This is a genomic window from Microcoleus sp. PH2017_08_TRC_O_A, assembly GCF_020738665.1.
Lineage (GTDB): Bacteria > Cyanobacteriota > Cyanobacteriia > Cyanobacteriales > Microcoleaceae > Microcoleus.
Genome location: NZ_JAEQCE010000068.1, coordinates 17,483 through 44,126, shown reverse-complemented (window position 1 = coordinate 44,126; position 26,644 = coordinate 17,483). Strand labels below are relative to the sequence as shown.

24 protein-coding genes and 1 tRNA gene are annotated in these 26,644 nt (G+C 46.3%); 13 read left to right on the top strand and 12 right to left on the bottom strand.

Translation table 11 applies throughout. The features are described from left to right. Nucleotides 1–270: 270 nt before the first annotated feature. Nucleotides 271–3,687, bottom strand: a complete 3,417-nt coding sequence (locus tag JGK22_RS22845; RefSeq protein ID WP_293175109.1) for a PAS domain S-box protein — start codon at nucleotides 3,685–3,687, stop codon at nucleotides 271–273. Between the two features lie 793 nt (nucleotides 3,688–4,480). Here JGK22_RS22845 and JGK22_RS22840 point away from each other — a divergent pair. The 6 genes from JGK22_RS22840 to JGK22_RS22815 all read left to right on the top strand — a co-directional run bounded on the left by JGK22_RS22840 (nucleotide 4,481) and on the right by JGK22_RS22815 (nucleotide 11,038). Beyond that, complete coding sequence (locus tag JGK22_RS22840; RefSeq protein ID WP_293175107.1) at nucleotides 4,481–5,476, top strand: LysR family transcriptional regulator; 996 nt, start codon at nucleotides 4,481–4,483, stop codon at nucleotides 5,474–5,476. A gap of 173 nt (nucleotides 5,477–5,649) precedes the next feature. Further along, nucleotides 5,650–6,714 carry an anthranilate phosphoribosyltransferase family protein gene (locus JGK22_RS22835; protein WP_293175105.1) on the top strand — a complete coding sequence of 355 codons (1,065 nt, stop codon included), beginning with the start codon at nucleotides 5,650–5,652 and terminating at the stop codon, nucleotides 6,712–6,714. Between the two features lie 134 nt (nucleotides 6,715–6,848). Continuing rightward, the gene (locus JGK22_RS22830) at nucleotides 6,849–7,454 is read left to right on the top strand and encodes a molybdenum cofactor guanylyltransferase (protein WP_293175103.1); all 606 of its coding nucleotides are present in this window, start codon (nucleotides 6,849–6,851) and stop codon (nucleotides 7,452–7,454) included. 73 nt (nucleotides 7,455–7,527) lie between these two features. Next, the gene (locus JGK22_RS22825; protein WP_293175101.1) at nucleotides 7,528–8,727 is read left to right on the top strand and encodes an aminotransferase class V-fold PLP-dependent enzyme; all 1,200 of its coding nucleotides are present in this window, start codon (nucleotides 7,528–7,530) and stop codon (nucleotides 8,725–8,727) included. A gap of 596 nt (nucleotides 8,728–9,323) precedes the next feature. Continuing rightward, entirely contained in the window at nucleotides 9,324–9,668 is a 345-nt protein-coding gene (locus JGK22_RS22820) for a DUF6717 family protein (protein WP_293175099.1), read from the top strand. 17 nt (nucleotides 9,669–9,685) lie between these two features. Further along, nucleotides 9,686–11,038 carry an LCP family protein gene (locus JGK22_RS22815; RefSeq protein WP_293219615.1) on the top strand — a complete coding sequence of 451 codons (1,353 nt, stop codon included), beginning with the start codon at nucleotides 9,686–9,688 and terminating at the stop codon, nucleotides 11,036–11,038. A gap of 49 nt (nucleotides 11,039–11,087) precedes the next feature. Here the strand turns inward: JGK22_RS22815 and JGK22_RS22810 are convergent, their stop codons facing one another. Beyond that, nucleotides 11,088–11,213: a hypothetical protein gene (locus tag JGK22_RS22810; RefSeq protein ID WP_293313760.1), complete on the bottom strand. Its 126-nt coding sequence runs from the start codon at nucleotides 11,211–11,213 to the stop codon at nucleotides 11,088–11,090. 24 nt (nucleotides 11,214–11,237) lie between these two features. Between JGK22_RS22810 and JGK22_RS22805 the strand changes: the two genes are divergently transcribed. Continuing rightward, a complete protein-coding gene (locus JGK22_RS22805; protein ID WP_293175093.1) occupies nucleotides 11,238–11,747 on the top strand; it encodes a pentapeptide repeat-containing protein in 510 nt (169 codons plus the stop codon). Between the two features lie 264 nt (nucleotides 11,748–12,011). Here the strand turns inward: JGK22_RS22805 and JGK22_RS22800 are convergent, their stop codons facing one another. Then, entirely contained in the window at nucleotides 12,012–13,265 is a 1,254-nt protein-coding gene (locus JGK22_RS22800) for an S-layer homology domain-containing protein (RefSeq protein WP_293191808.1), read from the bottom strand. Nucleotides 13,266–13,810: 545 nt separating this feature from the next. Then, the gene (locus JGK22_RS22795; protein ID WP_293175089.1) at nucleotides 13,811–14,503 is read right to left on the bottom strand and encodes a GDSL-type esterase/lipase family protein; all 693 of its coding nucleotides are present in this window, start codon (nucleotides 14,501–14,503) and stop codon (nucleotides 13,811–13,813) included. Nucleotides 14,504–14,582: 79 nt separating this feature from the next. On the opposite strand from JGK22_RS22795, the gene JGK22_RS22790 reads away from it, so the two are divergent. The 4 genes from JGK22_RS22790 (at nucleotide 14,583) to JGK22_RS22775 (ending at nucleotide 16,513) form a co-directional block, all read left to right on the top strand. Next, nucleotides 14,583–14,816, top strand: a complete 234-nt coding sequence (locus JGK22_RS22790) for a DNA-directed RNA polymerase subunit omega (RefSeq protein WP_293175087.1) — start codon at nucleotides 14,583–14,585, stop codon at nucleotides 14,814–14,816. A gap of 348 nt (nucleotides 14,817–15,164) precedes the next feature. Next, complete coding sequence (locus JGK22_RS22785) at nucleotides 15,165–15,809, top strand: hypothetical protein (protein ID WP_293210639.1); 645 nt, start codon at nucleotides 15,165–15,167, stop codon at nucleotides 15,807–15,809. A 227-nt stretch (nucleotides 15,810–16,036) separates the two neighbouring features. Continuing rightward, entirely contained in the window at nucleotides 16,037–16,402 is a 366-nt protein-coding gene (locus JGK22_RS22780; RefSeq protein WP_293195992.1) for a DUF1818 family protein, read from the top strand. A 37-nt stretch (nucleotides 16,403–16,439) separates the two neighbouring features. Then, a tRNA-Pro gene (locus JGK22_RS22775) sits at nucleotides 16,440–16,513 on the top strand. A 122-nt stretch (nucleotides 16,514–16,635) separates the two neighbouring features. Here the strand turns inward: JGK22_RS22775 and JGK22_RS22770 are convergent. The 7 genes from JGK22_RS22770 to petB all read right to left on the bottom strand — a co-directional run bounded on the left by JGK22_RS22770 (nucleotide 16,636) and on the right by petB (nucleotide 23,881). After that, complete coding sequence (locus tag JGK22_RS22770) at nucleotides 16,636–17,262, bottom strand: hypothetical protein (protein WP_293175049.1); 627 nt, start codon at nucleotides 17,260–17,262, stop codon at nucleotides 16,636–16,638. A 187-nt stretch (nucleotides 17,263–17,449) separates the two neighbouring features. Continuing rightward, a complete protein-coding gene (locus tag JGK22_RS22765; protein WP_293175046.1) occupies nucleotides 17,450–18,496 on the bottom strand; it encodes a PDDEXK nuclease domain-containing protein in 1,047 nt (348 codons plus the stop codon). 173 nt (nucleotides 18,497–18,669) lie between these two features. After that, complete coding sequence (locus JGK22_RS22760; protein ID WP_293175043.1) at nucleotides 18,670–19,215, bottom strand: hypothetical protein; 546 nt, start codon at nucleotides 19,213–19,215, stop codon at nucleotides 18,670–18,672. A gap of 225 nt (nucleotides 19,216–19,440) precedes the next feature. Beyond that, the gene (locus JGK22_RS22755; protein ID WP_293195994.1) at nucleotides 19,441–20,781 is read right to left on the bottom strand and encodes a cytochrome 450; all 1,341 of its coding nucleotides are present in this window, start codon (nucleotides 20,779–20,781) and stop codon (nucleotides 19,441–19,443) included. A gap of 536 nt (nucleotides 20,782–21,317) precedes the next feature. Next, nucleotides 21,318–22,025 (bottom strand): HAD family hydrolase, encoded by a 708-nt coding sequence (locus JGK22_RS22750; protein ID WP_293175037.1) that lies wholly within the window; start codon nucleotides 22,023–22,025, stop codon nucleotides 21,318–21,320. A gap of 136 nt (nucleotides 22,026–22,161) precedes the next feature. After that, entirely contained in the window at nucleotides 22,162–22,644 is a 483-nt protein-coding gene (petD, locus tag JGK22_RS22745) for a cytochrome b6-f complex subunit IV (protein ID WP_293175034.1), read from the bottom strand. A gap of 568 nt (nucleotides 22,645–23,212) precedes the next feature. Beyond that, a complete protein-coding gene (gene petB, locus JGK22_RS22740; protein ID WP_293175031.1) occupies nucleotides 23,213–23,881 on the bottom strand; it encodes a cytochrome b6 in 669 nt (222 codons plus the stop codon). 135 nt (nucleotides 23,882–24,016) lie between these two features. On the opposite strand from petB, the gene JGK22_RS22735 reads away from it, so the two are divergent. Continuing rightward, nucleotides 24,017–24,289 carry a hypothetical protein gene (locus JGK22_RS22735; RefSeq protein WP_293175028.1) on the top strand — a complete coding sequence of 91 codons (273 nt, stop codon included), beginning with the start codon at nucleotides 24,017–24,019 and terminating at the stop codon, nucleotides 24,287–24,289. A gap of 183 nt (nucleotides 24,290–24,472) precedes the next feature. Beyond that, a complete protein-coding gene (ctpA, locus tag JGK22_RS22730; protein ID WP_293195996.1) occupies nucleotides 24,473–25,762 on the top strand; it encodes a carboxyl-terminal processing protease CtpA in 1,290 nt (429 codons plus the stop codon). A 203-nt stretch (nucleotides 25,763–25,965) separates the two neighbouring features. Here ctpA and JGK22_RS22725 read toward each other — a convergent pair whose 3' ends face one another. After that, entirely contained in the window at nucleotides 25,966–26,382 is a 417-nt protein-coding gene (locus JGK22_RS22725; protein WP_293194033.1) for a hypothetical protein, read from the bottom strand. Nucleotides 26,383–26,644: the final 262 nt, after the last annotated feature.

Below are 26,644 nucleotides of genomic sequence, written 5' to 3'. Positions count from 1 at the left end.
TGAAAAAAGCCTCAAATGATTGCAGAGCAATTATTTGAGGTTTTGAGAATTCTGAATTCTTTTGAAATTAAATCCGATCGAATATCTGCGGAATGTGGGTAGTAGAATTAAGAAAAGACGGCGAATAGAATTCGCGACTACACAAACGATGTCCGCCTCCGCGGACTGAAGAGGATAAGGTAATTTCAACCGGACACTCTTTAACCCGCGGAGGCGGGTTTTGTCTGTTTAGGCGCGGTTTCAACCGCCGTCTGTCTTCTTCTGTCTTCTTTACCTCTTTTCAATAGGCAATCGCACACCGAAAGTCGAGCCGAGTCCCAGGCCGGGACTTTGGGCCCAGACAGTGCCGCCGTGGAGTTCCACGAGATGGCGGACGATCGCCAATCCGATTCCCAGCCCGCCGTAATTGCGTGTATGACTGCTGTCAGCTTGGCGGAAGCGATCGAACACAAACGGCAAAAACTCCTTGCTGATGCCAATTCCCGTATCACTAACGGCGATCGTCACAGAGTGAACCGGAGACGGAGACAACATGGCACTACCAGCCGATCGCGGTTCCCCCTCCTCCGAGAGCCTGATTTCCACGCTACCGGACGGTGGCGTAAACTTAATGGCATTCGAGACCAAATTCCACACTACCTGCTGCAAACGAGTAGCATCGCCCCTCACCAAGCTCACCCCTTCGCCATAAAAAGTCGCCAATTCAACTCCCCGAGCTTCAGCATCAGGGGCGAGCGCTTTGACTGCGGTTTCTACAATCGGCACCAAATCCACGGGGCGCAGCTTCAAACATACTTTGCCACTCACAATCCGGGAAACGTCCAGCAAATCCTCAATCATCTGAGTCTGCAACCGCCCGTTTCGCTCGATCGTCTCCAAACCCACAGCCGTTTTTTCGGCACTCAACTTGCGCTGTCGCAGTATCTGGGCCCAGCCGACAACTGCATTCAGAGGCGTCCGCAACTCGTGAGAAAGCGTTGCCAAAAACTCGTCTTTAATCCGGTTGGCCTCCGCTGCTTCCCGGTAAAGCCGCGCATTATCGATCGCCACCGCCGCATCCCGCGCCAAATCCGAGAGCAAAATCAAATCGCCCTCGCCGCAGCGGCGGCCGGACTCTCCGCACAGCAACGAAATCGCTCCCAGCGTCCGCCCGCGAGCGATCAGCGGCACGCAGATTGCCGACAGCGGGTTCTGGTAGCACAGCACTTCCAACAGTTCGTTGTCCGACAGCACCGCCTCGATCGCCCAATGCGGTATTTCTGGGTAGAGCTTCGATTCTCCAGTCCGCAGCACCTTTGCTACTCCGTGGCGTCCCTGGGGGTCTACCGGCAAACGGCGATTGATTTGCCACAACAGAGCGACTTTGCTCGGATCTGAGTGAGCAACTGCTTGCAAGCCGATCGAGCCGTCGGCCTCGATTAAATGCACGCAGCACCAATCCCCCAGCCCCGGTACTGCTAAATCTGCCAAATCTTGCAGCGCCTCTTGGTAATTCAAAGAAGCCGATGACAGCACAGCCAAAGCTCGGGCGCGCAAATCCGCTGTTTGGGCCGATCGCTGGCGATCGTCAATATCAGTAGAAGTCCCGAACCACTTGAGGATGTTTCCGTCAGCGTCCCGTACTGGCATGGCGCGACCCAGATGCCAGCGGTAAACCCCGTCAGATGCCCGTTTCAAGCGGTATTCCACCTCGTAGGTCTCCCCCATCTGCACCGACTCATTCCAGCGTTCCAGGGAATTTTTCAAGTCATCTGGATGCACCACTGGCTGCCACCCCCAGCCTTGAGTTTTTTCTAGGGTCAAACCGGTGTATTCAAACCAGCGTTGGTTGTAGTAGTCGATCCAGCCGTCAGGCCAAGCAGTCCAAACTATTTGGGGGATAGTTTCAGCGAGAATGCGGTACAACTGTTCGCTGGCTTCGGCTGCGCGGCGGGCGGTTTGTTCCCGCGCCCAAGCCTGATTTCGCTGTTCTTCGGCCTCTTTGCGATCGCTGATGTCGCTAATCACGCCGATCCATTTCCACGGATGGCCTTGTTTGTCAAGAACTACTTTGCCCCGATCGATCCAGTGGAGCAAGCCACCACCGGAGCATTGCACGCGGTATTCCTGAAAAAATGGGGCAGTCCAATTGTCTGGCGCGCTCAAATATCGATCGACTGCGGCCTCGATTTGCGATCGGTCTTCCGAATTTAAAATACTGTTCCAAGCTGCTCTCGTCCTCGGAAATCTGCCTTTTTCGTACCCCAAAATTTCATCTACACGACCAAACCACAGCACGATACCGGTCTCGATATCCCATTCGTAAATTAAATCGCTAGCACTTTCTGCCGCAATCCGAAACCGCTCTTCTGACTGTCGCAGCACTTCCATAAACTTAAAGCGTTCCGTCACGTCCAAAACCAGAGACAGCATCGAGATCAACTGTCCAGAATCGCTGTAAAAAGCCGAATTGTGCCACTCGCAATGCACCAAAGAACCCGACTTATCATAATTGCTGTTGCGAACGACATTGCACCGTTCGTGTTGGTTTTTCAAACTCTCAATTGCCGCTTGTACATCTTTCACATCGCCGTCAAAAATAAAGTTCCATTCGCTAAAATGCTTGCCTAAAACTTCTGTTGCCTTCCACCCAAAAATCTTTTCAGCAGCCGGAGACCACCCACTGAGGCGAAAATTTTCATCCCACTCAATCACAGCTAGGGGCGTATTTTCAAAATGAGAAGTGAGTTTTTGCAGGGCGTCGCGCAGGGATGCTTCTACTTGCTTGCGGTCAGTAATATCGCTAAAAGAAATAGCCATGCCGTCGCCCAATTTAACGGTCACAATCCGAAACCAGCCGACAATACCTTCGCTGTTGTAAGAAATCTCAGTATTGAGGGGAATTCCTGTTTCTACAACTTGCACGTAACGATCGAACAAACCGCTATCTTGATGACCGGGCAGGACTTGCAGCAATCGCTTTCCGACCATTTCTTCAGGAGTGCTTTGCTGAATTTTTGCCGCAGCGGGATTGACGTATTCCCATTCAAAATCGACAATTTTAGAGCCGTCACGAATGCTGCGAAACACGTTAAATCCGTCTAGAGATAATTCCTGAAAAGCGCGAAAGCGTTCTTCGCTTGCTTGCAGCTTGTTGGCAATTTCCAGCAGGAGTTGTTGGACTCCCTCCGACTGCGCTATTTCTAGGAGCAATTGCTGGTTAATTGGCCCGAGTTCGCTGCTGGGGGATGGGACGGGATTTTCAATGGTACAGCCAGCTTGCGGTCGATCGGCCTTTTGACTTTCCAGCGCTGTATTTGCTGCTAATTGTGTCGCCCGCGTCACCGCCAACACTTGAGAAAGCGAGGGCATCAATTGGGCCACAGCCCACACAGAAATGATAGCGGTAACGGCGGCGAGCAAACTTGACAGCGCGTAGCTGGGATGAACCAGCATCGAAACTTGCATCAGGTGAGTTGTCCCACCGCAGAAAAACCCGAGTCCCAATAGGATAAAACCCTTGCTTGCAGGCACATACCGCTGCTTCCTGGCAAAGTAGATCAGCATCGCTGGAATTGAGTAATAAGCCAAGGCAATTAACAAATCGCTCACCGCGTGCAGTCCCATTAACTGCAATTGCCACTCTTCCCATCCACCTTGGGGCATAAAATTGTGCTTAAATGACATAATCTTAAGAAAATTCTGCATTTCGCCTTTCCTGTGCGATCGATCGTACTTGCACTTGTGTTGCTGACCCGCTAATTCCTAGTCTATACACAAAAAAACAGAAAACAACAGTGACTTTAGGCAGGGATGAAAGTTCATCGGAGGTTTCAAACGGGCGGCAAGATTCGGACATTTATTGACAGTAATAGGGAGAGCCAGGTACTATAATCTTGAAAGATGTACGATCTAAAATGCTAGCTTTTAACTTTTAATCTTACATACAAACAAGTTAGCTAGAGTGATTGAGGAAACCCCTATGACAGTGCAATTCATTAAATCTGTTGAGTTACAAACTTAAAAACATCGAACGCTCAACTTTGCTGAATTAAATCGTTTTATCAATCAAGTTTTCCAGTCATATAATGGATTTAATTGGGAGCATCTCAGTTTTGCATTTACAGTGCTGTCGGGAGCTAAAAAAAGTTTCGTAGTACGGACTTCAGTCCGCTCTTTAAAAAATGCAGTGCTGTCGGGAGTTCAAAAAAGGTTCGTAGTACGGACTTCAGTCCGCTCTTTAAAAAATGCTTCTTGCAAAACAGAGATGCTCCCATTTAATCTCAGAGAATGGAATAGTCTAAGTCTAATTTAGCCTAATAAATCCTGACCGAGCAAATTAATTTGTAGAGCCAAGCATCCGCGCCTCTAGAACCAGAATCCAAACTAATCTGCACCTGTATCAAGACGTACTAAATTATTCTACTAAATCGGTTAAGGTCTCTAATGTCTCTGACGATCTCCCAGTCAAAGTTCTCAAACCATCTCGAATTAAACATCCATGCGCTTAGAGCAGCTTCAAGCATTTCTTTCAGTTGCTGAAACCGGTAGCTTTCAGCAAGCAGCCCGGAAGTGCGGCGTCACCCAATCGACTATTAGCCGTCAAGTGCAGGGACTTGAAGCGGAAGTGGGTTTGTCGCTGTTTCACCGCACCGCCCACGCCAAGCTGACAGTGGGAGGGGAACGCCTGTTACCTCACGCTCGCAAAATCTGTCAGAGTTGGCGAAATGCTGCGGTCGAATTGGGAGACTTGCTGGCGGGAAAACAGCCGGAACTTTGCGTGGCTGCGATTCACTCGGTTTGCGCTGCTTATTTACCGCCTGTGCTGCAAAGGTTTTGTCGCAGCTATCCTGAGGTGCAGTTGCGCGTGACATCCCTAGGAAGCGATCGAGCTTTGAAAGTTCTCAAAGACGGTTTGGTGGACATCGCGGTGGTGATGAACAACCGCTATTTTACTCAAGCCCCGGAAATGTTGGTTGAGGTGCTCTACAATGAGCCGATCGAGGTATTAATGGCCGCGAGTCATCCCCTGGCCCAGTACGATCGAGTACCTTGGCCGGAATTGATTTGTTACCCGCAAGTGGTGTTTAAGGACGGGTACGGAATGCAGCGCATGGTACAAGAGCAATTCGGACGCATCGGTGCTAAACTTCATGCTGTTTTGGAACTCAACACTCTCGATGCTTTTCGAGGCGTGGTGCGCCAGGGAGAATTGATTGCTTTGCTGCCGCATTCAGCTTTGCTAGACGCTAAGGCCGATCGCACTTTAGCAATTCGATCGATCGCTCTTGAGCGCCCAAATTCCAAGGTTTCGGCGATCCTCTTCGAGGGCTTCGCTAACGGACAATCGGCGATCGATCCGACTTGGACTCGCGAAGTGGTGTTGGTAACAACTCACGATCGAATGCAAATTCCGCCGATCGCCCATTTCTGGAATCTGGTACGGGAACTTGTACCACCATGTGATGTCATCAAAGTAGTAAAATCCGGAAATTAATACCTGTTTATAATTGAGATTTGAAATTTGAGATTTTATGGCGTTACGAATAACCAATAACGAATAACCAATAACGAATAACGAATAACCAATAACGAATAACCAATAACCAATGCCCAATGCCCAATGCCCAATGCCCGATGCCCAATGCCCAATGACCAACTTCAATAATTATGAGTGACGCATTTAGAGAATTGCTACGAAAAATTGGCAGTGGAGTACACACAGGAGAAAACTTAACTCGATCGCAATCAGCAGCAGCCACGCGAATGATGCTGCTAGGAGAAGCAACACCGACTCAAATCGGAGCTTTCATGATTTCCCATCGCATCAAACGGCCCACCGGCGAAGAATTAGCCGGAATGCTGGATGCTTACGAAGAATTGGGGCCGATGCTTGCCCCTCCCAACCGAGAAAAAGGATTTGCCGTTTCTAGCGTCGCCGTGTTTGGCGTAGCCTACGACGGGCGATCGCGCACCGCTCCAATTAGCCCAATAACCGCCCTAATATTAGCCGCCTCTGGCGTCCCAACCGTCATGCACGGAGGGGAGACAATGCCAACCAAAGAAGGCATTCCCCTAATCGAAATTTGGCGCGGTTTAGGAGTTGACTGGAGAAAACTCCGTTTAGAAAAAGTCCAGCAAGTTTTTAACAGTACGGGTTTAGGTTTTGTTTACCTTCCCAAGCATTTTCCTCAAGCCGCGAGTTTAGTGCCCTACCGCCGCGAAATCGGCAAACGGCCGCCTTTTTCGACAATGGAATTGATGTGGTGTCCCTGCGCCGGCGACGTTAACGTCATCTCAGGCTACGTGCACCCGCCTACAGAGGGTATGTTTCAAGCAGCCTTTGAGTTGCGGGGAGTCAAAAATTATACCACAGTCAAAGGATTGGAGGGCAGTTGCGACTTGCCGCGCGATCGAACTGCAATTATCGGCATTGCTAAACCGGGCGCCGAGTTCGAGCGAGTGCTTTTAGCCCACGGAGATTACGGTTTTAGCAGTACAAATCCCGCCTTTGAATCAGCATCTGAGTTATTCAAACAAATGCAGGAAGTTTTGTTAGGAAAACACTCAGAAATGATGCAATCTGCTATCTGGAACGGCGGATTTTATCTGTGGCGCAGCGGAATTTGTTTGGATATGGACTCTGGTTTGATTGAGGCAGAAACCTTATTAAGCAGCGGTCAAGTAGTGCAAAAACTTGAGGAAGTTAGCAAAGCCGTTAGTGCTTTGAATTGAGAATCAATCAGGTTGAGTGCTAATGACAGTTGACAGTTGACAGTTGACAGTTGACAGTTGACAGTTGACAGTTAACCGTTAACTAATGACCAATGCCCAATGCCCAATGCCCAATGCCCAATGCCCAATGCCCAATGATTAACCATAAAATAGCAGTAATTGTGCTCGCAGGCGGTCAAAGTTCGCGGATGGGTACGGATAAATCTCTCCTAGAAATTGAGGGTAAAAGCCTGTTGCAGCGGGCGTGTGAGGTTGCAGCAGTTGTAACGCCACAAGTGTATGTTTTGACAGCTTGGCCCGATCGCTATCGATCGACCCCAACCCAAAAATCCCAATTTCTGGTAGAGTACAATCCGGGTTCCGGCCCCTTAGTGGCATTAACTCAAGGACTGACGGACATTTCTGCCGACTGGATTTTGCTATTAGCTTGCGATTTGCCCTTATTAGATTCCCGAATCATTGATAATTGGGCGAGTAAGTTAACAGAGTTTCCCCCATCTACCTTAGCAGTTGTCCCCTATCAAAATTCGCGCTGGGAGCCATTATGCGGTTTCTACCGCAAACAATCTCTGTCCAGCTTGCAAAGTTTTATTGACAAAGGGGGACATTCATTTCAACAGTGGTTAAATCAAATCCAAGTAATCCCTCTACCCGTAGGGGAACGAGAAGCAGTCATGCTATCGAATTGCAATACACTAGAAGAATTTGAGCAATTAAAAGGTAAAATGGTTGACAGTTGACAGTTGACAGACTAATGACTAATAGGGTTCGCGAGCGGGGACGCTCGCACTAATAACTAATGACTAATAACTAATGATTAACGAATATTGGTTACTCGATCGCGAAATCACATTCCTCAACCACGGTTCCTTTGGAGCCTGTCCGATTCCCGTACTGGAAGCGCAAACCAGTTTTCGAGAACAACTGGAAAGAGAACCATTGCGCTTTTTAATGCGGGAATTTGAGCCGCTGTTAGATAACGCCAGAAATCAGTTAGCCACCTTTATTGGTGCAGGCGAAGAAGAATTAGCCTTTGTGCCGAATGCTACCACTGGAGTCAATGCCGTTTTGCGATCGCTCTATTTTAGTCCGGGCGACGAATTGCTAACCACAAATCAGGAATACAACGCCTGTCGCAACACACTAGATTTTATCGCAGAGCGCACAGGCGCCAAAGTAATAGTAGCAGAAATACCATTTCCCATTGAATCGCCAGAACAAATTATTGAAGCAATAATTAAGTGCGTTTCCCCGCAAACAAAATTAGCCTTATTAGACCACATTGTCAGCCAAACAGGTTTAATTTTTCCCATCAAACAGTTAGTCGGCGAATTAGCTAATCGCGGCGTAGATGTATTAGTAGACGGAGCTCACGCACCGGGAATGGTAGCACTGAATTTAGAAGAAATCGGCGCCGCTTACTACACAGGAAATTGCCACAAATGGCTGTGCGCGCCGAAAGGTGCAGCTTTTCTGTACGTGAGGCGAGACAAACAAGATAGCATTCGGCCAACTACCATCAGTCACGGCGCCAACTCACCGCGCGCCGACAAATCACGCTTTCAACTAGAATTTGACTGGATGGGAACAGTCGATCCAAGTCCCTATTTGTGCGTACCTGTAGCCATTGATTTCATGGGTTCTTTGTTGAGTGGCGGCTGGCCGGAATTGATGGCAAAGAATCATGATTTAGCATTGGCTGGGAGACAAATATTAGCAGATAAATTAGATTTGCCGCTGCCTTGTCCCGATGAAATGGTAGGTTCTATGGCTGTTATACCACTAGCCGACGAACAGCCTGACGCCGCTGCAACGGGTGGAATTCCACCATTGCAAGAGGTGCTGTGGCAGATTTTTAAAATAGAAGTGCCGGTTATTCCTTGGCCAGATTCTAGCAAGCGGCTGGTGAGGATTTCAGCTCAATTTTACAATACCTTGCCACAGTATGAATATTTAGCGAAAGCGCTAGCTGAGCTAACAGGAAATTCAGCGGGAGATTCCCAAAAAACCTAAACCTTAACTATAGTAATCCTCAAAAAAAAAGGTACGTTGTTGGGCTTGGACCCTCCGAAGATTTGTGATCTACCAACTTACCCAACAACAGCTTTTACCAAATATACCTAAATACGCTTGGATTAAAGCTTTCAAATGAGTTTAATCTCACGAATTTACAGGAAATACAAGCATCTTTTAGCAGCCTGACTATTCTTAAATGAACCGTATTGGTCTACAATCTACGGTAAGAGGGCTGAAGCCCAACAACGTACCTTATCTTTCTGAGAGCCACTATATCAAAATAAATATTGCAAAAAATTATATTTAAAATATTCACTATCTAAAATTAAGCAACTAATACGAATCCTAAAAAAACTGGCAAAATATTATAAATAGTATGCGAGCATCTGTAGGGATACGACAATACCGTCTAGTTCACAGAACTGCGAGTTTTAATAATTGGTACAAGATTAAGAATTGTAGCAATTTATTTTAAATTAGCATTAAAACACGGTACGAAAATCGGATTTTACACAACTTCCGCTGCACCGAATATAATGTATCAAGACTTGTATTTATATCCCCAAAAAACAAAATAAAAAGAGGAGAATACGATGTCAAATGCCATGATGGTAATTTTCCCCTATCGCGAACAGTACACCTGGGTTTTTGACGACGAGCGAGCCGGACTTGTCCGAGAACCATTTGTTCAGGGCGTCCCCGAAATGATTAACGTACTTGTCGCAGACATTCCCAACGCCGCTCAAGGTTTCCGACTATTATTTTCAGCCAATCCATTTCCCGGATATCAAGCAGAAATGGCTTGGTTTAAAACAGAATACGGCGGAAACTGGTATCGGTGGGAAGCCGAAAATCTCGAAGGCTGGCTTTGTCCGGCTTTGTTTAAATACTTTCTAGAAGCACCGCCCAAGTTTTATTGCAAAGCTGAAAAAATGTAATAATCAAGAGCAAGTCAATGAAAAACTTGTCAATCTTTAAGAGAAACTTTGTTAAACCAGCCGATCGCAAATCTAGACAAAAGCTCAAATTAGCACTATGTATATTTGGGCTATTTGTGCTAATTGTCACAGCAGCCATCTCCGCAGGACTCGGGGCAATTACCGCCCTCTTAGCACCCGTGGAACCGCAAATGATTAGCAAAGTCCTAGACGCTACAGGCTTTAACTATATATCATCCAACCGCTCTGGATACCGCCTCTCGCGGCCTGTTAATATCTTAATCCTGGGAATTGACCGCGTACCCGGATCTGTCCCCAATTCCCGCAAGATTTTTAACGGCCGCAGCGATACAATACTCTTATTCCACCTCGATCCTAGAGAGAAATCTATTAGTTTGCTTTCAATTCCGCGAGATACAAAAGTCGAAATTCCCGGAATTAGCTTCAGCAAAATTAACGAAGCAAATGCCAGAGGAGGAGCAGTTTTGGCGGCGCGATTGGTGAGCACTATCGCCAACAATGCAACAATTGAAAGATACGTGCGAGTCAGCAGCGTTGCGTTTCGGGAATTAGTCGATTTGTTGGACGGAGTTGAGGTATTTGTACCTCGGGCGATGTCCTATACAGATAAAGCCCAAAAGTTAAGCATAAATTTAGCACAGGGATGGCAAAATCTCAACGGAGAAGAAGCAGAACAATTGGCTCGATTTCGCAACGACGGTTTGGGAGATATCGGCCGAATTGGGCGACAGCAATCTTTAATTCAAGCTATTCGCAACCGCCTCGCAAGTCCATCAGTATTGGTGCGATTGCCACAAATTGTGCGATTGATGCAAAAATATGTAGATACAAACCTAAATTTTGAGGAAATATTGACGATCGCAAATTTCGGTTTGCAATTGGAGCGAGATAATTTTAAAATGGTGATGTTACCGGGACGCTCTAGCTCATCACAAGGGGATTTGAGGAGTTATTGGATTGTCGATGTTGCTGGGCGCGATCGCATTATGACACAATATTTCAAACAAGGCGCAGCGGATTTTGCCCAAGGGCGAACCGCCAATCCCAGCCAGCCGGTTTCACCCAGCAGCCTCAAAATCGCCGTCCAAAATGCTTCTAGCAACCCAAAAACCGCCAAAACCGTCGCTGAATTTCTCAGAAAAAAGGGCTTTTCTAACGTATCTGTAGTCAAAGATTGGCCCGACAAGCAACGTCAAAGTCAAATTATTGTACAGCAAGGCGATTTAGAAGCAGCAAATCTTCTGCAAAAAACTTTAGGCTATGGTAAAATAGAAGCATCTTCTACTGGTGAAATTGAATCTGACTTGACACTTCGCGTCGGCGAAGATTTGGTAAAGCGATTTAATTAGTTATTAGTTATTAGTTATTGGTTATTAGTTATTGGTTATTGGTTATTGGTTATTGGTTATTAGTTGCTTGCAATGCCCTGTTTTCCCTTCTTCCCAATGCCCAATGCCCAATGCCCAATTCCCCATTCCCAATTCCCCATTCCCAATTCCCAATTCCCAATTCCCCATTCCCCATTCCCTATTCCCTATTCTCATCATCATGAAAAGTCTATTCCGAATTTTACTGAGCCTAATTATAAGTGTAGTGTTAGCCTTTGGGTGGGTAATGCTGAGTGCTACTCCGGCATTTGCGCTACCAAAAAAAAATATTAATTACACAAATATTAACTTGTCCGATCGCGATTTCTCCAATTCTGACTTAGCGGGCGGAACATTCGTCGCCGCCGAGATGCGGGGAACCAACTTTCAAGGCGCTGATTTAACCAATGCGATTTTGACTAAGGGAGTTTTGTGGAAGGCTAACTTGTCAGGTGCAAATCTGTCCGGTGCTTTAGCCGATAGAATTACATTTGATGGCGCTAATTTGACGAATGCTAATTTCACCGAAGCAATTATGACTCGAAGTCGTTTTTTTGATGCAGCCATTTCCGGGGCTGATTTTACCGACGCAATTATCGATGCTTATCAAGTAACAATGATGTGCGAAAAAGCCGATGGTGTCAATCCCGTGACGGGAGTTTCTACGCGAGAAAGTCTGGGATGTTCGTAGAAATTTTGATTTAAATAAGGCTGACGCGCCAGGGCGAGAAACCGGGTTTCTACGAGTTTTTTGGTTTAGTAACAATCAATCTCCAAAGAAACCCGGTTTCTGAGTTCAGCCTGTACACTCTTCGGCTAGAAACCGGGTTTCTACGAGTTTGTTAGTTTAGTAACAATCAATCTCCAAAGAAACCCGGTTTCTGAGTTCAGCCTGCATCACTTACATCCGTTACGTTCGTTACATCCCGTACATTGCTCGTTGCGGAAATTCCTTTTATCGAGCGCGACAAATGCCTGTATTTGCAGTACCCAATACCAAGTCAGAATTCAACAACAAATCTAAATCGGTGTCGGGATTAACAGCATACAAATCGACTTTATCTCGACCCAAAAATACCCCAACCAAAGTACCGACTCCTGCGCCGCCGAGTACCTCTTCAGTGGCGATCGCCCGATCGCCCGTAACTCCCGCAATCGCCGCCGCCGCTGCTGCACCCAAAGCCGTGTTCTTAATCAGATTACCAACATTCACGCCCTTAGTCACAGTTTCTTTGCGAGTAATCACCTGCGAAGTAGCATTCAGAGGAACTCTGCTACCGTTGATGATACTTAACTCTTGCGCCACAAACTGAACGCCCTCAGCAGTCGATCGCAATTCGCCACTAATTTTCGAGCCCTCGGGTATCATAACCTTGCCATTACTTCCTGCGATATCCGCAGCCACAGTCAGCGTAATCGGAGACTTGTCATTGGGGGCGAGCAAAATTTTGCCTTTGGCGTACTCGATGGGAATAGTCACCCCGCTGGGGATTTTCACAGCAACACTCTGGCCAATATCAATCTTAGCAATGTAAGGAGAATTAATTGCTCTTGCTTGATTGGTACTGACTAATGTTTGATAGATAAAAGCAGCTACTTCCGCCCGCGTGGCTGACTGGTTTGGCTTCAGGGATTTAGGATTGGGATAGCTGACAACCAACTGTTTTTCAGTAGCAGCAGCCACACTTTTCACAGCATAACTTTGAATTTCACCCGCATCATTATAGTAGCTGAGAACATCTTGAAAATTGCAAGCAGGCTCATAACCCAGCCCGTTATTTAAAGCCACTACAACTTGAACGCGAGGAATCTGCTGTGATGGCCTGAAAACATTGCCGGGGTAGCCAGACATCCATCCCATTTCATAAGCTTCGGCGATCGCCCCCCGCGCCCAAAAATTAGACGGAACATCGACAAAACCTATAGCAGCGCGAGTTTTCGCCTTTTTCACAGAACGGATCATTGCCGCGAATTCCGCCCGCGTTACCAGTGCATCCGGGCGGAAAGTGCGATCGGGAAAACCTTTAATAATGCCTCTTTCTGACAAATCTTGAATAAAGTCTTTCGCCCAATAGTTATTACTAACATCCGAAAAAGCTGTTTCAGCAATAGCAGGCGCAGGAGTCAGCATCGGCGCTGCGGTTCCGGCAACGGTTGCCAATGTTAATATAACAGATGTGCCGAATTTAATGCGTTGAGATACAGACATTTTTGATTCTCCAATTTACACAAGTTTTTTATTGAGAAAAAAGCAAGCCTTTATCCGGCTATTTATCGTTGATTGATTCTTGCCTAGCTTGCTCTTGTGCTCAGTGATGTCATCATTATTAAATGCTTTTATTTGTGGCGAGGGGAAGATACGGTCTTTTAAAATAAATATTTTTATGCTGGTTGGTCGATTTTAAAATGCTTAAATTCCTTAAAATCCTTATGTTGCTTATCTTCCTTATCTACCTGGAACTTATAAAGGTACGTAAAAGGTATGTAGTTGCGCTTCAGCGCTCTTTTGGGATATCGGAAAGAGCGCTGAAGCGCAACAACGTACCTAGAGCAAGGTATGTAGTTGCGCTTCAGCGCTCTTTTGGGATATCGGAAAGAGCGCTAAAGCGCAACAACGTACCTAGAGCAAGGTATGTAGTTGCGCTTCAGCGCTCTTTTGGGATATCGGAAAGAGCGCTGAAGCGCAACAACGTACCTAGATTAATGACTAATTGAAAAGAGCGCTAAAGCGCAACAACGTACCTAGACTAATAACTAATGACTAATAGCGAGTAGCGGTTCCCAACTTGTCACATCTTCAAATAAACATTGATAACCGACTTCATTGGGATGGAGACCATCCGAAGTCAGACAAGAACGCCACCAAATATTACCGCGATCGATCCATTTATCAAAAATATCTAAATAGGGAATTCCCCGTTCCAAACAAGCTAACTTTGTGGCTTCTTTATAGCGATATTGGTCAGCGTGATTGTAGTACAAACAATCTTGAAAAGGCATTTTGCTTTCATCCACCGGCACCATCCCGACAAATATCACCGGACAAAGTTGTTGCGATAAATTTAACAAATTATCCAAAACAGTTTTAAAATGTTCAAAATCAGTATAACTGCGCCCAGTCGGCGATTGCACTCTCGCCGTATCGTTGAGGCCTACCGACAGTATGATGGCATCCGGGACGCGGTTTCTGAGCTCGCCCCGGTGCCGAAACTCGTTTTCGAGGCGCTGGGCGACTTGATACGTGCGATCGCCCCGAACGCCCAAATTGTATAAAACGTGTCCTGCACTCTCCGTTAACATCCACTGTCGCCGCAATCTTTCCACCCAACCCCCGCCTACACCGTCGCCGAAACCGTAGATTAAACTGTCGCCGAAAGCAACCAATTTGAGGGGATGAGAATTTACCTGATGCAAGTGACCAAAGGAATAGGCTGTTGTTGCCTGCATAAGCAATGATACTCAGTTAGTAATTTTGAATCTTCGCATACTAGACTAGAATGTAACATTAGATAAAGTAGGTAATCTCATGGTTAAGCGTCCAACCTTCGATTCAACTCAGCTAACCCGTCGGGCAGAAGAGTTGATCGGTGCTGCATCCAATCGCTATCGGATTACGGTGCAAGTGGCGAACCGCGCCAAACGCCGTCGCTATGAAGATTTTGACAATATGGACGACCATCAAATGATGAAACCTGTGATGCGGGCGATATTTGAGATGTCGGACGAACTCACTCAGCCGGAAATTATCGGGGATATCTAGACTTGGGGAGTTTTGAGTTTTGAGTGGTGAATTTCAACAATTTTTGTTAATTCAAAACTCAAAACTTTCTTCAACCAGACTGGCGCGACTGGCAGAAAAATCCGGTTTATTTTTAGCTTTCAAACGAGTGCTAGCCGGAGACCAAGTTACATCTATATACGCAAGCAAGTTACATCTATATACGCAAGCGAGCGGGACGCTCGCACTGCGAAGAAACGCTTTTTACCAAATCGGGATGCTCCCAACCGGGTTGATTTTCGTAAATCCTAAGATGAGAGATTAGGATATAGGCTGGTAGGTGAGTTTAGGAAATTATTCTATTTTTGAATTGAAATTATTGTCAAAACCGTGAAAAAGAAATTCAAGCTGGGCTTCAGTTTTCTGTTAGTTACTTTGAGTGTGGCGATTTTTACGCTTTTGAGTGGCGTATTGGAATCGGGCGAACTGAGTGTGTCGGCTTTGGAACCTTCGCTGCTGCGTGGTTCTGGGTCTAGAGGACTGGTTGCTCAACAATCGGCGCCACAGCAATTGAGGGCGCAGGATGCGTGGAAATTGGTGTATGAAAAAGTGCCGGATTTGCCGATCGAGAATAACTACATTTCTAAGGAAACCGGCAAAGTAGATCCCAACAATACTTTAGTCGGGCGCTTGATTAGATATCATGTGTTTGTTAAAGGACGGCCGCCGAATTACCGTTTTGATTGGAAGTTGAGTTTAGCTGACTATCTGGGGGCGACTCCCGATTATTTGGTGGAAGGCGTGTATCCGGGAAAAGATGTTTTGCGAGAAAATCCGATGGAACGCGATCGCGCTGCTATTCAAAGTTTAAATAGAAAACAGCGGGATGCTTTGGTTCAAGCTTTGGTTGATGTTTTTACCGAGAATTCGGGGCCATCGCGCACACCGGCGGCGGGCGAAACACCAAAAGGGCGATCGACTTCCCCGGAAATACCCCAGCCACAGCCGGGAGATGCAAAGTTGCTGACACCGTAAGCTTGAAGGAGGCCTAGAAACCGGGTTTTTGGCTAATCTGCCTGGTGTAACGCGTCTTTTCGGCATAAACAGATTGGTTCGTAGTGCGGACTTCAGTCCGCAGCGGGAGTGCGGACTGAAGTCCGCACTACGAACCGTTGTTGTTATCGTAATCGACTGGACATGATATAAGCCATAAAATCACCTAATCAATCTAAAATCCAAAATCCAAAATCTAAAATCGCCAGATGGAACGTGTAATTAAGACTGGTGCGGGCTGGCGTTTGGGATGGAACCCAAACGCAGAAGAGTTTCAGGGTTTGGTGGCTGGGGAAGGTTGGGCGATCGAACTCACCGAAGCCGAGTTAAACGATTTTTGCCGGTTGTTGGGACAATTAGCCGCCACAATGAGTCAAATGGCCTCTGAGTTAATGGACGAGGAAAAAATCGCCATTGAAGCCGAAAGCGACTTGTTGTGGGTGCAGTTAGAAGGCTATCCCGAAGCTTACAGCGTGCAGTTGATCTTGAATGCTGGTAGGAGGTGCGAGGGTTTTTGGCCGGCGGCTGCGGTTCCGAGTTTGGTGCAGGCAACCAAAGTTTTAAAAGTTTTTTGACTTTTTCTGAGATTCTATGCTAAGCTGTTAAAGCTGTCGGGGCGTAGCGCAGCTTGGTAGCGCACTACTTTGGGGTAGTAGGGGTCGTGGGTTCAAATCCCGCCGCTCCGATTGTGATAAAGATCGTGATAAAACCTTCTCAAACGAGAAGGTTTTGTTGTTTTTAGCAGTGACTCTTGGTATTGCTGAGTTCGTGACAGTGGAGTACAAAACGTCATCCTCTGGATCCTCTTTTAGGCAAAACCAGGAAATTTCTCACTCAAACTTTGAGAGAAATAATACTGACACCAAAATTCTGCTACTTCTAACAACATCGGTACAGATTTAGGAGTTATACCTGAACCATACTCCGGGGCATAACTTTCTACGTATTCTTTAGCTAGTTTATAGATCCAATAAGGAAAATCGTTGTCTGTGAAACAACGCAGTGCATAGTCTAATTTTAGTAAATTTCCACTGCGGACAAAATGTACTGTTCCCCAGGCAACATTACGACGATCGTCTCCTTGTAGGCTATTAATTGTTCTCAATAACTTACGGATAGATTGCTCGCCTTCATTACTAGGATTTTCTAGGTAAATTTCCATTTGGGCGATTCCTTCAGCTATTACCTGTTTGTGCTGTTCCCATTCTTCCTCGGTATAGTGTTCGGGACAAGTAGCTTGATTCATCTCGTGTTGTACTCGCTGAGAAATGTACAGCGCAAATTTTTCGGCCGCAACTCGATCGGTACACAAACTTTTGATACTTGTCAGTCTGGTTATGGATATAGCAAATCGAGTTTTTTCAAGTTCCTTGGCTGTTTGAACCCATTTCTTGATTTTAGTGGCAATAGGAGTTAGTGAACTTTTTGGTTTCATTTTAATTGATAGAATGCACAAGTTTTGTCGTAGGTTTTTTTAGATTGTACACAAACCTATGTCATAGATGGCGATCGCCATTTCGGTTATTTTCCGGGAATTTTGCTGTGACTCGGGCGATCGTAGTGTCGGAATGTGCTGTTAAATGTTGTCGAATGCCATCTCGTCAATTATTCCATTGTTTTTGTCATAACTCCTCCTCAATCTCCACATCTACCGCTTCTAACTCAGCTTCCAACTGCTCAAAAGTCGGCAAACTCCCCTGTAACTGTTCCGGTAAAGTCTCCCGCAATTGATAAGTCGAAACCCCGATCGCCTTATTCATGTCTCGCAAAGAATATTCCACAATCTTCTGCTTTTTATTCTTGCATAAAATCATCCCAATAGTCGGCATATCGTCCCGGTGTTTGAGTAAATCATCCACAGCCGAAACGTAAAAACTCATCTTTCCCGAAAATTCCGGCTTAAACGCTTCCACTTTCAAGTCAATTACCACAAAACAACGCAAACGTAAATGATAAAATAATAAATCAATATAAAAATCTTCCCCTTCAACCTCCAGGTGATACTGACTCCCGACAAAAGCAAACCCTACCCCCAACTCCAGCAAAAAATCGCGGATACGTTCAATCAAAGCCTGCTCTAAATCGCGCTCTTTTGCTGCTTTACCTAAACTGAGAAACTCAAAATTATAAGGGTCTTTAAATAACTGTTGAGCCAGTTCTGATTGAGGATTTGGCAGAGTGCGAGAGAAATTAGTATCAGCTTTCCCTTGCCGCCGGTATAGTCTACTTTCTATCTGATGAACTAACACATTTCGACTCCATCCTTGCTCGATAGTTTGGCGAATGTACCACTCGCGCTCAACCCCATCTTTCACACTATCCAAAATGCGGATATTATGGCCCCAAGGAATTTGTGCAACAACCTGCTGCACAAATTCAAAATCTGGGTAAGTTTCCGCAAAACTCCTCATATATTTCAGATTGCGAGATGAAAAACCCTTCATCTCAGGAAAAGCTTTTTGCAAGTCAGCAGCCAAAGTGTCTATAACTTTAGTACCCCATCCTTGCTGCTGTTGCCGATTTAAAATATCCTGTCCAATTTGCCAATAAAGCAACACTAATTCTCGGTTAACAGAAACTGCTGCCCGTACTTGAGCATTGCGGATGCGTTCTTTCAGTTCCCGCAGGAAAATATTATAATCTTCTGGAATTGATAAACTATCCACCATAGCTTAACCCCCACATATTTTCTTGAATCAGCGTGGTTTTATAGTCAGGATAGGAAATATAAAACTACGAAAAGTATAGCCGATCAATGTATGTAGTTGCGCTTCAGCGCTCTTTGCTAATCTTATAAAGAGCGCTGAAGCGCAACTACGTACCTAAGTTGTCCTAAATATTTTCAATCTTGAGCAATAATTAAACAATCACTGCCAACTTTCGACAGAAAATCAGGAAATGCTGCTGTGGGGCTGCTATCTTTGTTTACAACTCTGCGGAGTGTATAGCCTTTTTCAGGAGCTCTGCCGAAAAACGAGTTTCTGCGATCCCAGATATCCCCATTGGGAGTGTTCGGATCGCGATCGATCAAAAAATCCATAATCCACGGCGGTACAGACAATCCAAACGCGATCGGCGTGATGTGCCCGTGCTGCAAAGTTGCATCCGAGAAGCGGAATAAGTAGCTGAAGCGAGAAAATTTGACGGCATAAAGTAACATCCGTCCCGCCATTGATGAATGAAATGTCCAGACAACTGGTTCATAAATCCGCAGCAATAATGTTCGTTGGCCAGGATTCCATTCTGAATTGTACATCGTCAGACAATAGTCTGGCAAAATATTCCCGTCCATAAAGAAGATACCTTGCAGGGCTTCTGGAAACTCCGGTGGATGTTCTGCTTTCATCCAGGTTGCGATGTCTTTTAGTTTCTTTGTTTCAATTAACATGGTATTATTTAACCTCTAAAAAATTGTGATTTAGTCTCTGGTTATATACCCCCTTGAGTTCGTTGTGTAACAGGCATCTTGCGTGTTTTTTAAGGGCGGGCGGGACGCCCACTTTACAAGCAATTTGATGTGTTGTGGAACAGGCATCTTGCGTGTTTTTTAAGGGCGGGCGGGACGCCCACTCCACAAGCAATTTGATGTGTTGTGGAACAGGCATCTTGCCTGTTACGATCGCCGAACTTTACCAACGGTACTAATGACATCCACCAGCATCTTCAGTGCGATATCTTTAGCTGGGCAAATCCGTCCCGCACTCCGATCGCCCACCGAATGAAAACCCATATGATAAGGGCACAAATTCTCGCGCTTAGCGTTGAATTCGTACACCGTAGAACCCCAGAAACTCGCGTCTAGATGCCCCAAACTGAGCGGTATCAGTACCTTGGTTCCGGCGGGAAAAGTGCGCTGTCTGCCCCCTACCGTGGCGGTAAATGGCTCTGTCGCGACTCGGTGGGTGGCGCTGACGGGAGCCCAGAGGCGCCCGCATTCCAACAGGAAAAGCTCGATCGACTGGCGATCGTCCAAATCGAGATCGTCCCAAAACTCCGTCGGATTAATTTGAGCCGTCTGTGTTCCTTTATACGCCGGGAGAGGGCGGTATCCCATAGCCGTGTAGCCTAGGTGCAGGGGGCCTTGCAGTCCCGCTATCCCCATAATTGCTGTCATCAGCTTTGCCAATTCCCGCCTAGTCATTCCGTTGTTTTCCGAGCTCACCTCGAAGTCGGCTAGGGCGGGAGAATTTTCGTAGATAGTCGCCGCGCGCTCGATTAAAGCCGACAAATCCCCGTGTCCAAACAGGTTCAGGCTTTGCAGCAGGCTGCCCGCGACGGCGAAGTAGTGCGCGGGGCTTTGGCGGATGTAATGTAAATCGGTGAGAAGTTCGATCGCAGACTTGTCATCTGGGTTAATCCCAAAAATTACGTAGTGCAGGTATGGAACTAAAAATCCCATCCAACCGCGCCTGACATCGGTAAAAAATGTTCCCCCCGCACCGTGCGGCATCTCGGTATAATCTGATGCTAGGCGATCGAGCAACCGCCTGCTGATTTCGTCTTCTTGGCGATCGGTTGTGGCGCTGTTGAAAAGATACTTTTGCATACAGCTTCGGAATGCTGCGTGGTTGCTGCTACCGTCTGGTTCGCGATCGGACAAAGACAGCAGAAAAAGGTTCCTACCGCCGACATCTTGGTTGGGGGAGAGATCGGCATCAAGCACAGAAGTACCCAGCCGCCATCCGCGCGCCTGAGGCGATGTGAGTGCTTCTTCCAGTGTTGCAAATTCTCCCATCACGACTTGTCCCGCGCAGCAAAAATTAGCCCCGAAAGCCAGCCGTTTTATTGGCAAATAGGTGGGTTCGTTGGCAATTAAACCTTCTATAAGACTGATTATCGGCAGGAACGTTTTGCTGAGGCTTTCTGTCGGATTTTCCAAAGTCCAAGTCTGAAACTCATGCAGTGCCGGGTTCATAAATGATGAGAAGACACCTTCTAAATTTAGGTTCGTCATAATTAAGATACTTTTTGCTAAAAGTTGCTAAACTTTAAAATCAATTGTCTTTGATTGATTAGTACGAGCGGCATCGATCGATAGTTAACTTAATATTTATGCCGTTTGCCCTTGGGTAAAACCGGAAGATTTCTCTAAACATTAAGAAACAGATATATAGTTATACCAATTTTACATCAAGTTAGATATAGCCTTTCTCAAAAAAGTGAGGTATGCCCGCTAGTCTTATGCCCTATGCCCACGGAGGCCTATGCCCCATGCCCATGAGTACCTGATATGAGAGCTTGAAAGGCTATAGAATAAAGATACTGTTGAGAGGTCATGAGTTATGGCACACTGATTCTGGCGATCGCAGAAAGTGCACAGAGCAAGCGAGCAACAACTAAAAAACAGTCGCACCGCTCAAGGGAGAAGTATTTCTGACACTTGTGGAATTGCATGAACGACTGAATCTTGTTCTGCAACAAATCACACCTGAATAAATTTGTTCGCTATCTTCTTACAATTTCATTTTTGAATCTTTATTCGAGGCAGCTTCATATTAAATTGCTATCAAACATCTCTTTCAAACTTGATAGATCGAAAATTTTTGTGCCTTTATAGTCAAAATATTTTCCTTCTCGATCGACTAAAACTGTTTTAATTTTAAGCTGCTTAGCCCCTTCGATATCGTCTTCGATTGAGTCACCAACCATTAACACTTGTGATGGTTCTATATTTAAATCATCTATAACAAATTTAAAAACTTTAGAGCTAGGTTTGCCAAAACCAATTTCTTCACTAATATAGATTTTGTTAATATATTCCTCTAATTTTAATGCCTTGATTTTGTCCCTTTGTCCGTCGGAAGGTCCATTTGTAAGAATAGCGGTATTAATTTCTTTTTTTCGTAAATCTTTTAGCGATGGAATAACATCATCAAATAATGTTATTCCGTGATTTGCCTCTTTCATATAAATATCATTTAGTGCTGAAGAAAACGCTAAACGATTTTCGCGTTCGCCTGGTATAACATCAGCATAGCGACGCAACCTATACTCGTCCCTAGAAATAATTCCCTTAACAAACTGTCGGAACAAGGTAGGCTCTATCAAGCTATAACTATTCCAAAATTGATTAACATCTATGCCAGATGATTCAAGAACTCGATTAACAAGACTGATTGCATTTTTTTTAGCTTTCTGATAATCACAAAGTGTATCATCTAGATCGAAAATGACATATTTTATTCTATGCAACTTCATGTAAAATTGGTATTTTTTATATCGATCTGTTTAAAGTCTAAAATCCCAAATAAAATGACGCCCGCGAAAGTTTCCTAGCAGTACAAAAGCACTTTATCGGAAACCCGCGGGCGTCAAAATCAAACAAACTTAAATCTTAGAACAGACCAAGCGTGAAAGATTTGTCGATCGGGAAAATAGCACCAATACCCAACCACAGAGTTACCGCAGTTCCAAAAAGGAAGACTGTAGTAGCAACAGGGCGGCGGAACGGATTTTGGAACTTGTTAACATTCTCGATGAACGGAATCAAAATCAAGCCAACTGGAACACCGGCCATGCAAGCAATACCCAACAATTTGTTAGGCAAAACGCGCAGGAGTTGGAACACAGGCCACAAATACCATTCCGGAAGAATTTCTAGCGGAGTAGCAAAAGGATTGGCAGGTTCGCCAATCATAGCCGGGTCTAGTACAGCCAAGCCGACGCACAGAGAAATCGTTCCCATGATCACAATTGGGAAAACGTAGAGCAAGTCATTGGGCCAAGCTGGTTCGCCGTAATAGTTGTGACCCATGCCCTTAGCGAGCTTAGCGCGTAGCTCTGGATCGCTCAAATCTGGTTTTTTGATAATAGACATAGTGAGAGTGTTCTCCTTTTAGTTTTGCCCGGGCCTGGCATTCCGCTGTATTCGTTAGTCCGAATCAGCGGGGCGATCGCACGAAGTATTGACCGTAATAAATATCTTGACATCCTCACCGCCGTAAAACGGACGGTGATTCCTAAACCTCACGATTTAGGTTTCTGCTTCATCGCAACTGCCTCCACCCTAGGCGCGAGTTTATGGCCTTACGTTCGCTCCACAGACTATCCCCGCAAGCCTTGCGGTTCTTGTGTGTCGAAATCCAAAAAAGGAGTTCTCATTTTTTTGGTTGATTCTAGGGGTGGACTGTCCATTGCCCTATCCTCTTTTCCCGGTCTACCGATTTGTCTGCGCCACCAGTTTTACTGGACTTCGCTCGTTAGGCTGTCTGAATCCATCGTCTCGGGTGGGTCAAGGACCACCTTAATTATACTGAAAGATTTGTAAAGCCGTCCTGGAAGGACGGGGTTTCAAACCCAATTTTCTGATGAGAGATGAATTCTGAATTTTCAACCCAAAATTCCGCAGGGGGGCAAAAAAAAATACCGCCCCAGCAACTCAAAATTTACAACGGGCCAGAAATGCCTTGCTTGCGAATCATCAAGAAGTGAGCCAGCATGAAGACGATAATCAGCCAAGGCAACACAAAAGTGTGCAAGCTGTAGTAACGAGTCAAAGTGCCTTGACCGACGCTGACACCGCCGCGAAGCAGTTCTACCAGTGTAGAACCGACAAAGGGAATGGCTTCTGGTACGCCGGAAACGATTTTAACTGCCCAGTAACCGATTTGATCCCAAGGCAGAGAGTAGCCGGTCACGCCGAAAGAAACAGTGAGAACCGCCAAGATTACTCCTGTCACCCAGGTTAATTCGCGGGGCTTTTTGAAGCCGCCGGTCAGGTAAACCCGGAAGGTGTGCAAAATCATCATCAGTACCATCATGCTGGCAGACCAGCGGTGGATTGAGCGGATCAGCCAGCCGAAGTTGACTTCATTCATCAGATATTGCACTGAAGAAAAAGCTTCTGCTACCGTGGGACGGTAATAGAAAGTCATGGCGAAGCCGGTGGCAAACTGGATTAGAAAACAAACTAGAGTAATGCCGCCCAAGCAATAGAAGATGTTGACGTGGGGAGGTACATACTTTGTAGTGATGTCGTCTGCGATCGCCTGAATTTCCAGGCGTTCATCAAACCACTGGAAGGTTTTTGAGTCGGTGATTTGTTTAGAAAACATGGAGCCAGAATTCCTAAAAGAATATTGCTGTGGTTGAGGTTCATTCTCAGCAGCCACAAGGTTTTTTTGTCGCCCCGCGCCGAGCAGTTGGCTTTTACTAGCAAATGCCTGAGGCTATTTTTAAATTTGGAGCTCATGAAAGGAAATCTCTTGTGCGATCGCCCGCGAGCACTGGGAAACCAAGCTAGAGCTGAGCCCTACTCGCTGGCGTTGCGCGATCGAATTCCAGACTGTGATAAAAAATGTAACATAATTGCTGTACAAATTTCACGGAGCGATGCTTTTGCCTTCGTCTCAAATAGCATTTTCTGCCAGCTCAACATCCGCCCCAAGCTCGCATACAGCCAAGAACCCAGCCCAGGAGCAAAGTCCGAGTCCGCCAGAGGGTGGCTGGGAGGTAAAATTTAATATTCATGATAAAACTTCACTAATTTTGCGATTAAATGTTACAATTAACTAATTTTTTGTTCGCGGCTGGGCAATGATGAATCCTGAATGTCTCCGGGACAGTTGACTGCACAAAAGCTTAAAAGCTTACAAACTTAAAATACAGGAAATGCCATACTTGCCTATCTTTGAGACAAAAAAATCATGCAGAGACGAGTTTTCCAGACAGCAATTATCTTCTTCCTCCAAGTCGTCCTGGTTCTAGGCGCATGGGCTCTTCCGGCGGCGGCGCTAACTCCAGAACAGCAGTTGTTGAGCGAAGCTTGGCGCATTGTCAATCGTTCCTATGTGGATGACACCTTCAACTCGAAAAACTGGTGGTCGATTCGCGAAAAAGCCGTCAAGGAACCGCTCAACGACAGACAGCAGACTTACACGGCGATTCAAGGGATGCTGGCAAATCTTGACGACCCTTTTACTCGACTGCTCAAACCGGAACAGTACCGCAGTTTGCAGGTCAACACTTCGGGAGAATTGACGGGAGTTGGGCTACAAATTGCGATCGACCCCGAGACAAATACTCTGACAGTGGTGGCTCCTTTGGCGGGCTCGCCGGCGGATAAAGCCGGCATTCAACCGCTCGATCGCATTTTGAAAATTGACGGCACTCCTACCTCAGAATTGAGCCTGGACGAAGCAGCAACTCGAATGCGGGGCCGCATCGGCACTCCTGTTACTTTGACCTTGGGACGCGAAGGAAGGGAGGTTCCTGAAGACATTGAGCTGGTGCGCGATCGCATTGCTCTCAATCCGGTTTATGCCGAATTGCAGTCCGGGCCGGACAATTTACCGCTGGGCTACATTCGCCTGAGTCAATTCAGCGCTAACGCCACCGAAGAAGTCGCCCATGCGATCGATCGTTTGGAAAAACAAGGCGCTGCCTCCTACATTCTCGATTTGCGGAACAACCCGGGCGGGCTGTTGCAAGCGGGGATTGAAATTGCGCGCCTGTGGATCGATTCTGGGACGATCGTCTACACAGTCAACAGACAAGGCATTCTCGGCAGTTTTGAGGCTTCTGGACAAGCCTTAACTGGCGATCCGCTGATTGTTTTGGTGAACAAGGGAACGGCCAGTGCTAGCGAAATTTTGGCGGGTGCGCTGCAAGATAACGGCAGAGCTCAACTGGTGGGCGAAAAGACTTTCGGGAAAGGACTGATTCAGTCGCTGTTTGATTTGTCCGACGGTTCCGGGTTGGCTGTAACTGTTGCTAAGTACGAGACACCGAACCACACGGATATTAACAAATTGGGGATTTCGCCCGATCGCGCAGTGCCGCTAGAACCGATTGCGCGCGATCGAATTGGCACTGAAGACGACTTACAATATCAAGCTGCACTGCAACTACTAAAAGAGAAAACCGCGATCGCAAAGACGGCGGTTGAAACCGCGCCCAGACAAACAATGTCCGCCTCTGCCGACGGAAGACAATAAAGTAATTTCAACCACCCTTTCTTCAACCCGCACTCCTGCGGGTTTTGTTTGTACAGGCGCGAATTCCATTCGCCCCCTCTTGTTTCTTGAACCCGCATTCCTGGGGTTTTGTTTGTATAGGCGCGAATTCCCTTCGTCCACTCTTCTGTCTGCGCGGTGCACATCCTACAACAATCTTCAGATTAAGGTTGCTGTCTGACAATTTAAGGTTGCAGCGTAGATTCCTCAGAATCGGGTGCTTCGGGTTCCTGCAAAATCACCGGACGTTGCTGAGGATCGGCTCGATTGCTTTGCTCTTGCATCACAGTTTTAGCCTGACTGGGGTCAAAATAGCGGTTAAAGTCCGATCGCGACTTATCGACTCGCGCTTGAGTAAGATTCACTTCAGCTTGGATTTCGTGCAACTTTTCTTGGACTCCCCGGTAGTGGGGCCAAAGCTGAATCAAAGCAGAAGTCGCACACACTGACAGAACTACATTAACTGCTAACTTGACTCCTGTTTCGGCGGCGAGCGTTTGATGAGGGTAGGAACGCTGGCTGCTGCTGCTGCGACGAGGAGTAACCCGAGGGGGAGTTTTTACAGGACGTAGTGGGGTAACGGTAGGTTGAATCGCTTGCATAATTTTTTTTTCAAATACCTGAGACTGACTTTTTAGAGCTGACCACAGAAAATTCTGAGTTTAACGCACACCCGCCCCTGTTTGTCAGGGTGCTCGCAGCCCAAATTTTTGAGACTGGGTGACGGCTGAGGACGGAATTTCCCAATAAAAATGCCTGCCCTTGCAGTCTCGTCTTCGTGACCACAAACAATCTACTGCACGATGACAGCAATTGTCTGTAATTTCGAGATTTAACTAAGGAGGACAGGCGACGGTGCGGTTC

Excerpts from the sequence above, each read along its gene's own strand:
- JGK22_RS22845 (WP_293175109.1), bottom strand. The coding sequence starts at position 3,687 with ATGCAGAATTTTCTTAAGATTATGTCATTTAAGCACAATTTTATGCCC.
- JGK22_RS22840 (WP_293175107.1), top strand. The coding sequence starts at position 4,481 with ATGCGCTTAGAGCAGCTTCAAGCATTTCTTTCAGTTGCTGAAACCGGT.
- JGK22_RS22835 (WP_293175105.1), top strand. The coding sequence starts at position 5,650 with ATGAGTGACGCATTTAGAGAATTGCTACGAAAAATTGGCAGTGGAGTA.
- JGK22_RS22830 (WP_293175103.1), top strand. The coding sequence starts at position 6,849 with ATGATTAACCATAAAATAGCAGTAATTGTGCTCGCAGGCGGTCAAAGT.
- JGK22_RS22825 (WP_293175101.1), top strand. The coding sequence starts at position 7,528 with ATGATTAACGAATATTGGTTACTCGATCGCGAAATCACATTCCTCAAC.
- JGK22_RS22820 (WP_293175099.1), top strand. The coding sequence starts at position 9,324 with ATGTCAAATGCCATGATGGTAATTTTCCCCTATCGCGAACAGTACACC.
- JGK22_RS22815 (WP_293219615.1), top strand. The coding sequence starts at position 9,686 with ATGAAAAACTTGTCAATCTTTAAGAGAAACTTTGTTAAACCAGCCGAT.
- JGK22_RS22810 (WP_293313760.1), bottom strand. The coding sequence starts at position 11,213 with ATGGGGAATGGGGAATTGGGAATTGGGAATTGGGAATGGGGAATTGGG.
- JGK22_RS22805 (WP_293175093.1), top strand. The coding sequence starts at position 11,238 with ATGAAAAGTCTATTCCGAATTTTACTGAGCCTAATTATAAGTGTAGTG.
- JGK22_RS22800 (WP_293191808.1), bottom strand. The coding sequence starts at position 13,265 with ATGTCTGTATCTCAACGCATTAAATTCGGCACATCTGTTATATTAACA.
- JGK22_RS22795 (WP_293175089.1), bottom strand. The coding sequence starts at position 14,503 with ATGCAGGCAACAACAGCCTATTCCTTTGGTCACTTGCATCAGGTAAAT.
- JGK22_RS22790 (WP_293175087.1), top strand. The coding sequence starts at position 14,583 with ATGGTTAAGCGTCCAACCTTCGATTCAACTCAGCTAACCCGTCGGGCA.
- JGK22_RS22780 (WP_293195992.1), top strand. The coding sequence starts at position 16,037 with ATGGAACGTGTAATTAAGACTGGTGCGGGCTGGCGTTTGGGATGGAAC.
- JGK22_RS22770 (WP_293175049.1), bottom strand. The coding sequence starts at position 17,262 with ATGAAACCAAAAAGTTCACTAACTCCTATTGCCACTAAAATCAAGAAA.
- JGK22_RS22765 (WP_293175046.1), bottom strand. The coding sequence starts at position 18,496 with ATGGTGGATAGTTTATCAATTCCAGAAGATTATAATATTTTCCTGCGG.
- JGK22_RS22760 (WP_293175043.1), bottom strand. The coding sequence starts at position 19,215 with ATGTTAATTGAAACAAAGAAACTAAAAGACATCGCAACCTGGATGAAA.
- JGK22_RS22755 (WP_293195994.1), bottom strand. The coding sequence starts at position 20,781 with ATGACGAACCTAAATTTAGAAGGTGTCTTCTCATCATTTATGAACCCG.
- JGK22_RS22750 (WP_293175037.1), bottom strand. The coding sequence starts at position 22,025 with ATGAAGTTGCATAGAATAAAATATGTCATTTTCGATCTAGATGATACA.
- petD (WP_293175034.1), bottom strand. The coding sequence starts at position 22,644 with ATGTCTATTATCAAAAAACCAGATTTGAGCGATCCAGAGCTACGCGCT.
- petB (WP_293175031.1), bottom strand. The coding sequence starts at position 23,881 with ATGTTTTCTAAACAAATCACCGACTCAAAAACCTTCCAGTGGTTTGAT.
- JGK22_RS22735 (WP_293175028.1), top strand. The coding sequence starts at position 24,017 with ATGAAAGGAAATCTCTTGTGCGATCGCCCGCGAGCACTGGGAAACCAA.
- ctpA (WP_293195996.1), top strand. The coding sequence starts at position 24,473 with ATGCAGAGACGAGTTTTCCAGACAGCAATTATCTTCTTCCTCCAAGTC.
- JGK22_RS22725 (WP_293194033.1), bottom strand. The coding sequence starts at position 26,382 with ATGCAAGCGATTCAACCTACCGTTACCCCACTACGTCCTGTAAAAACT.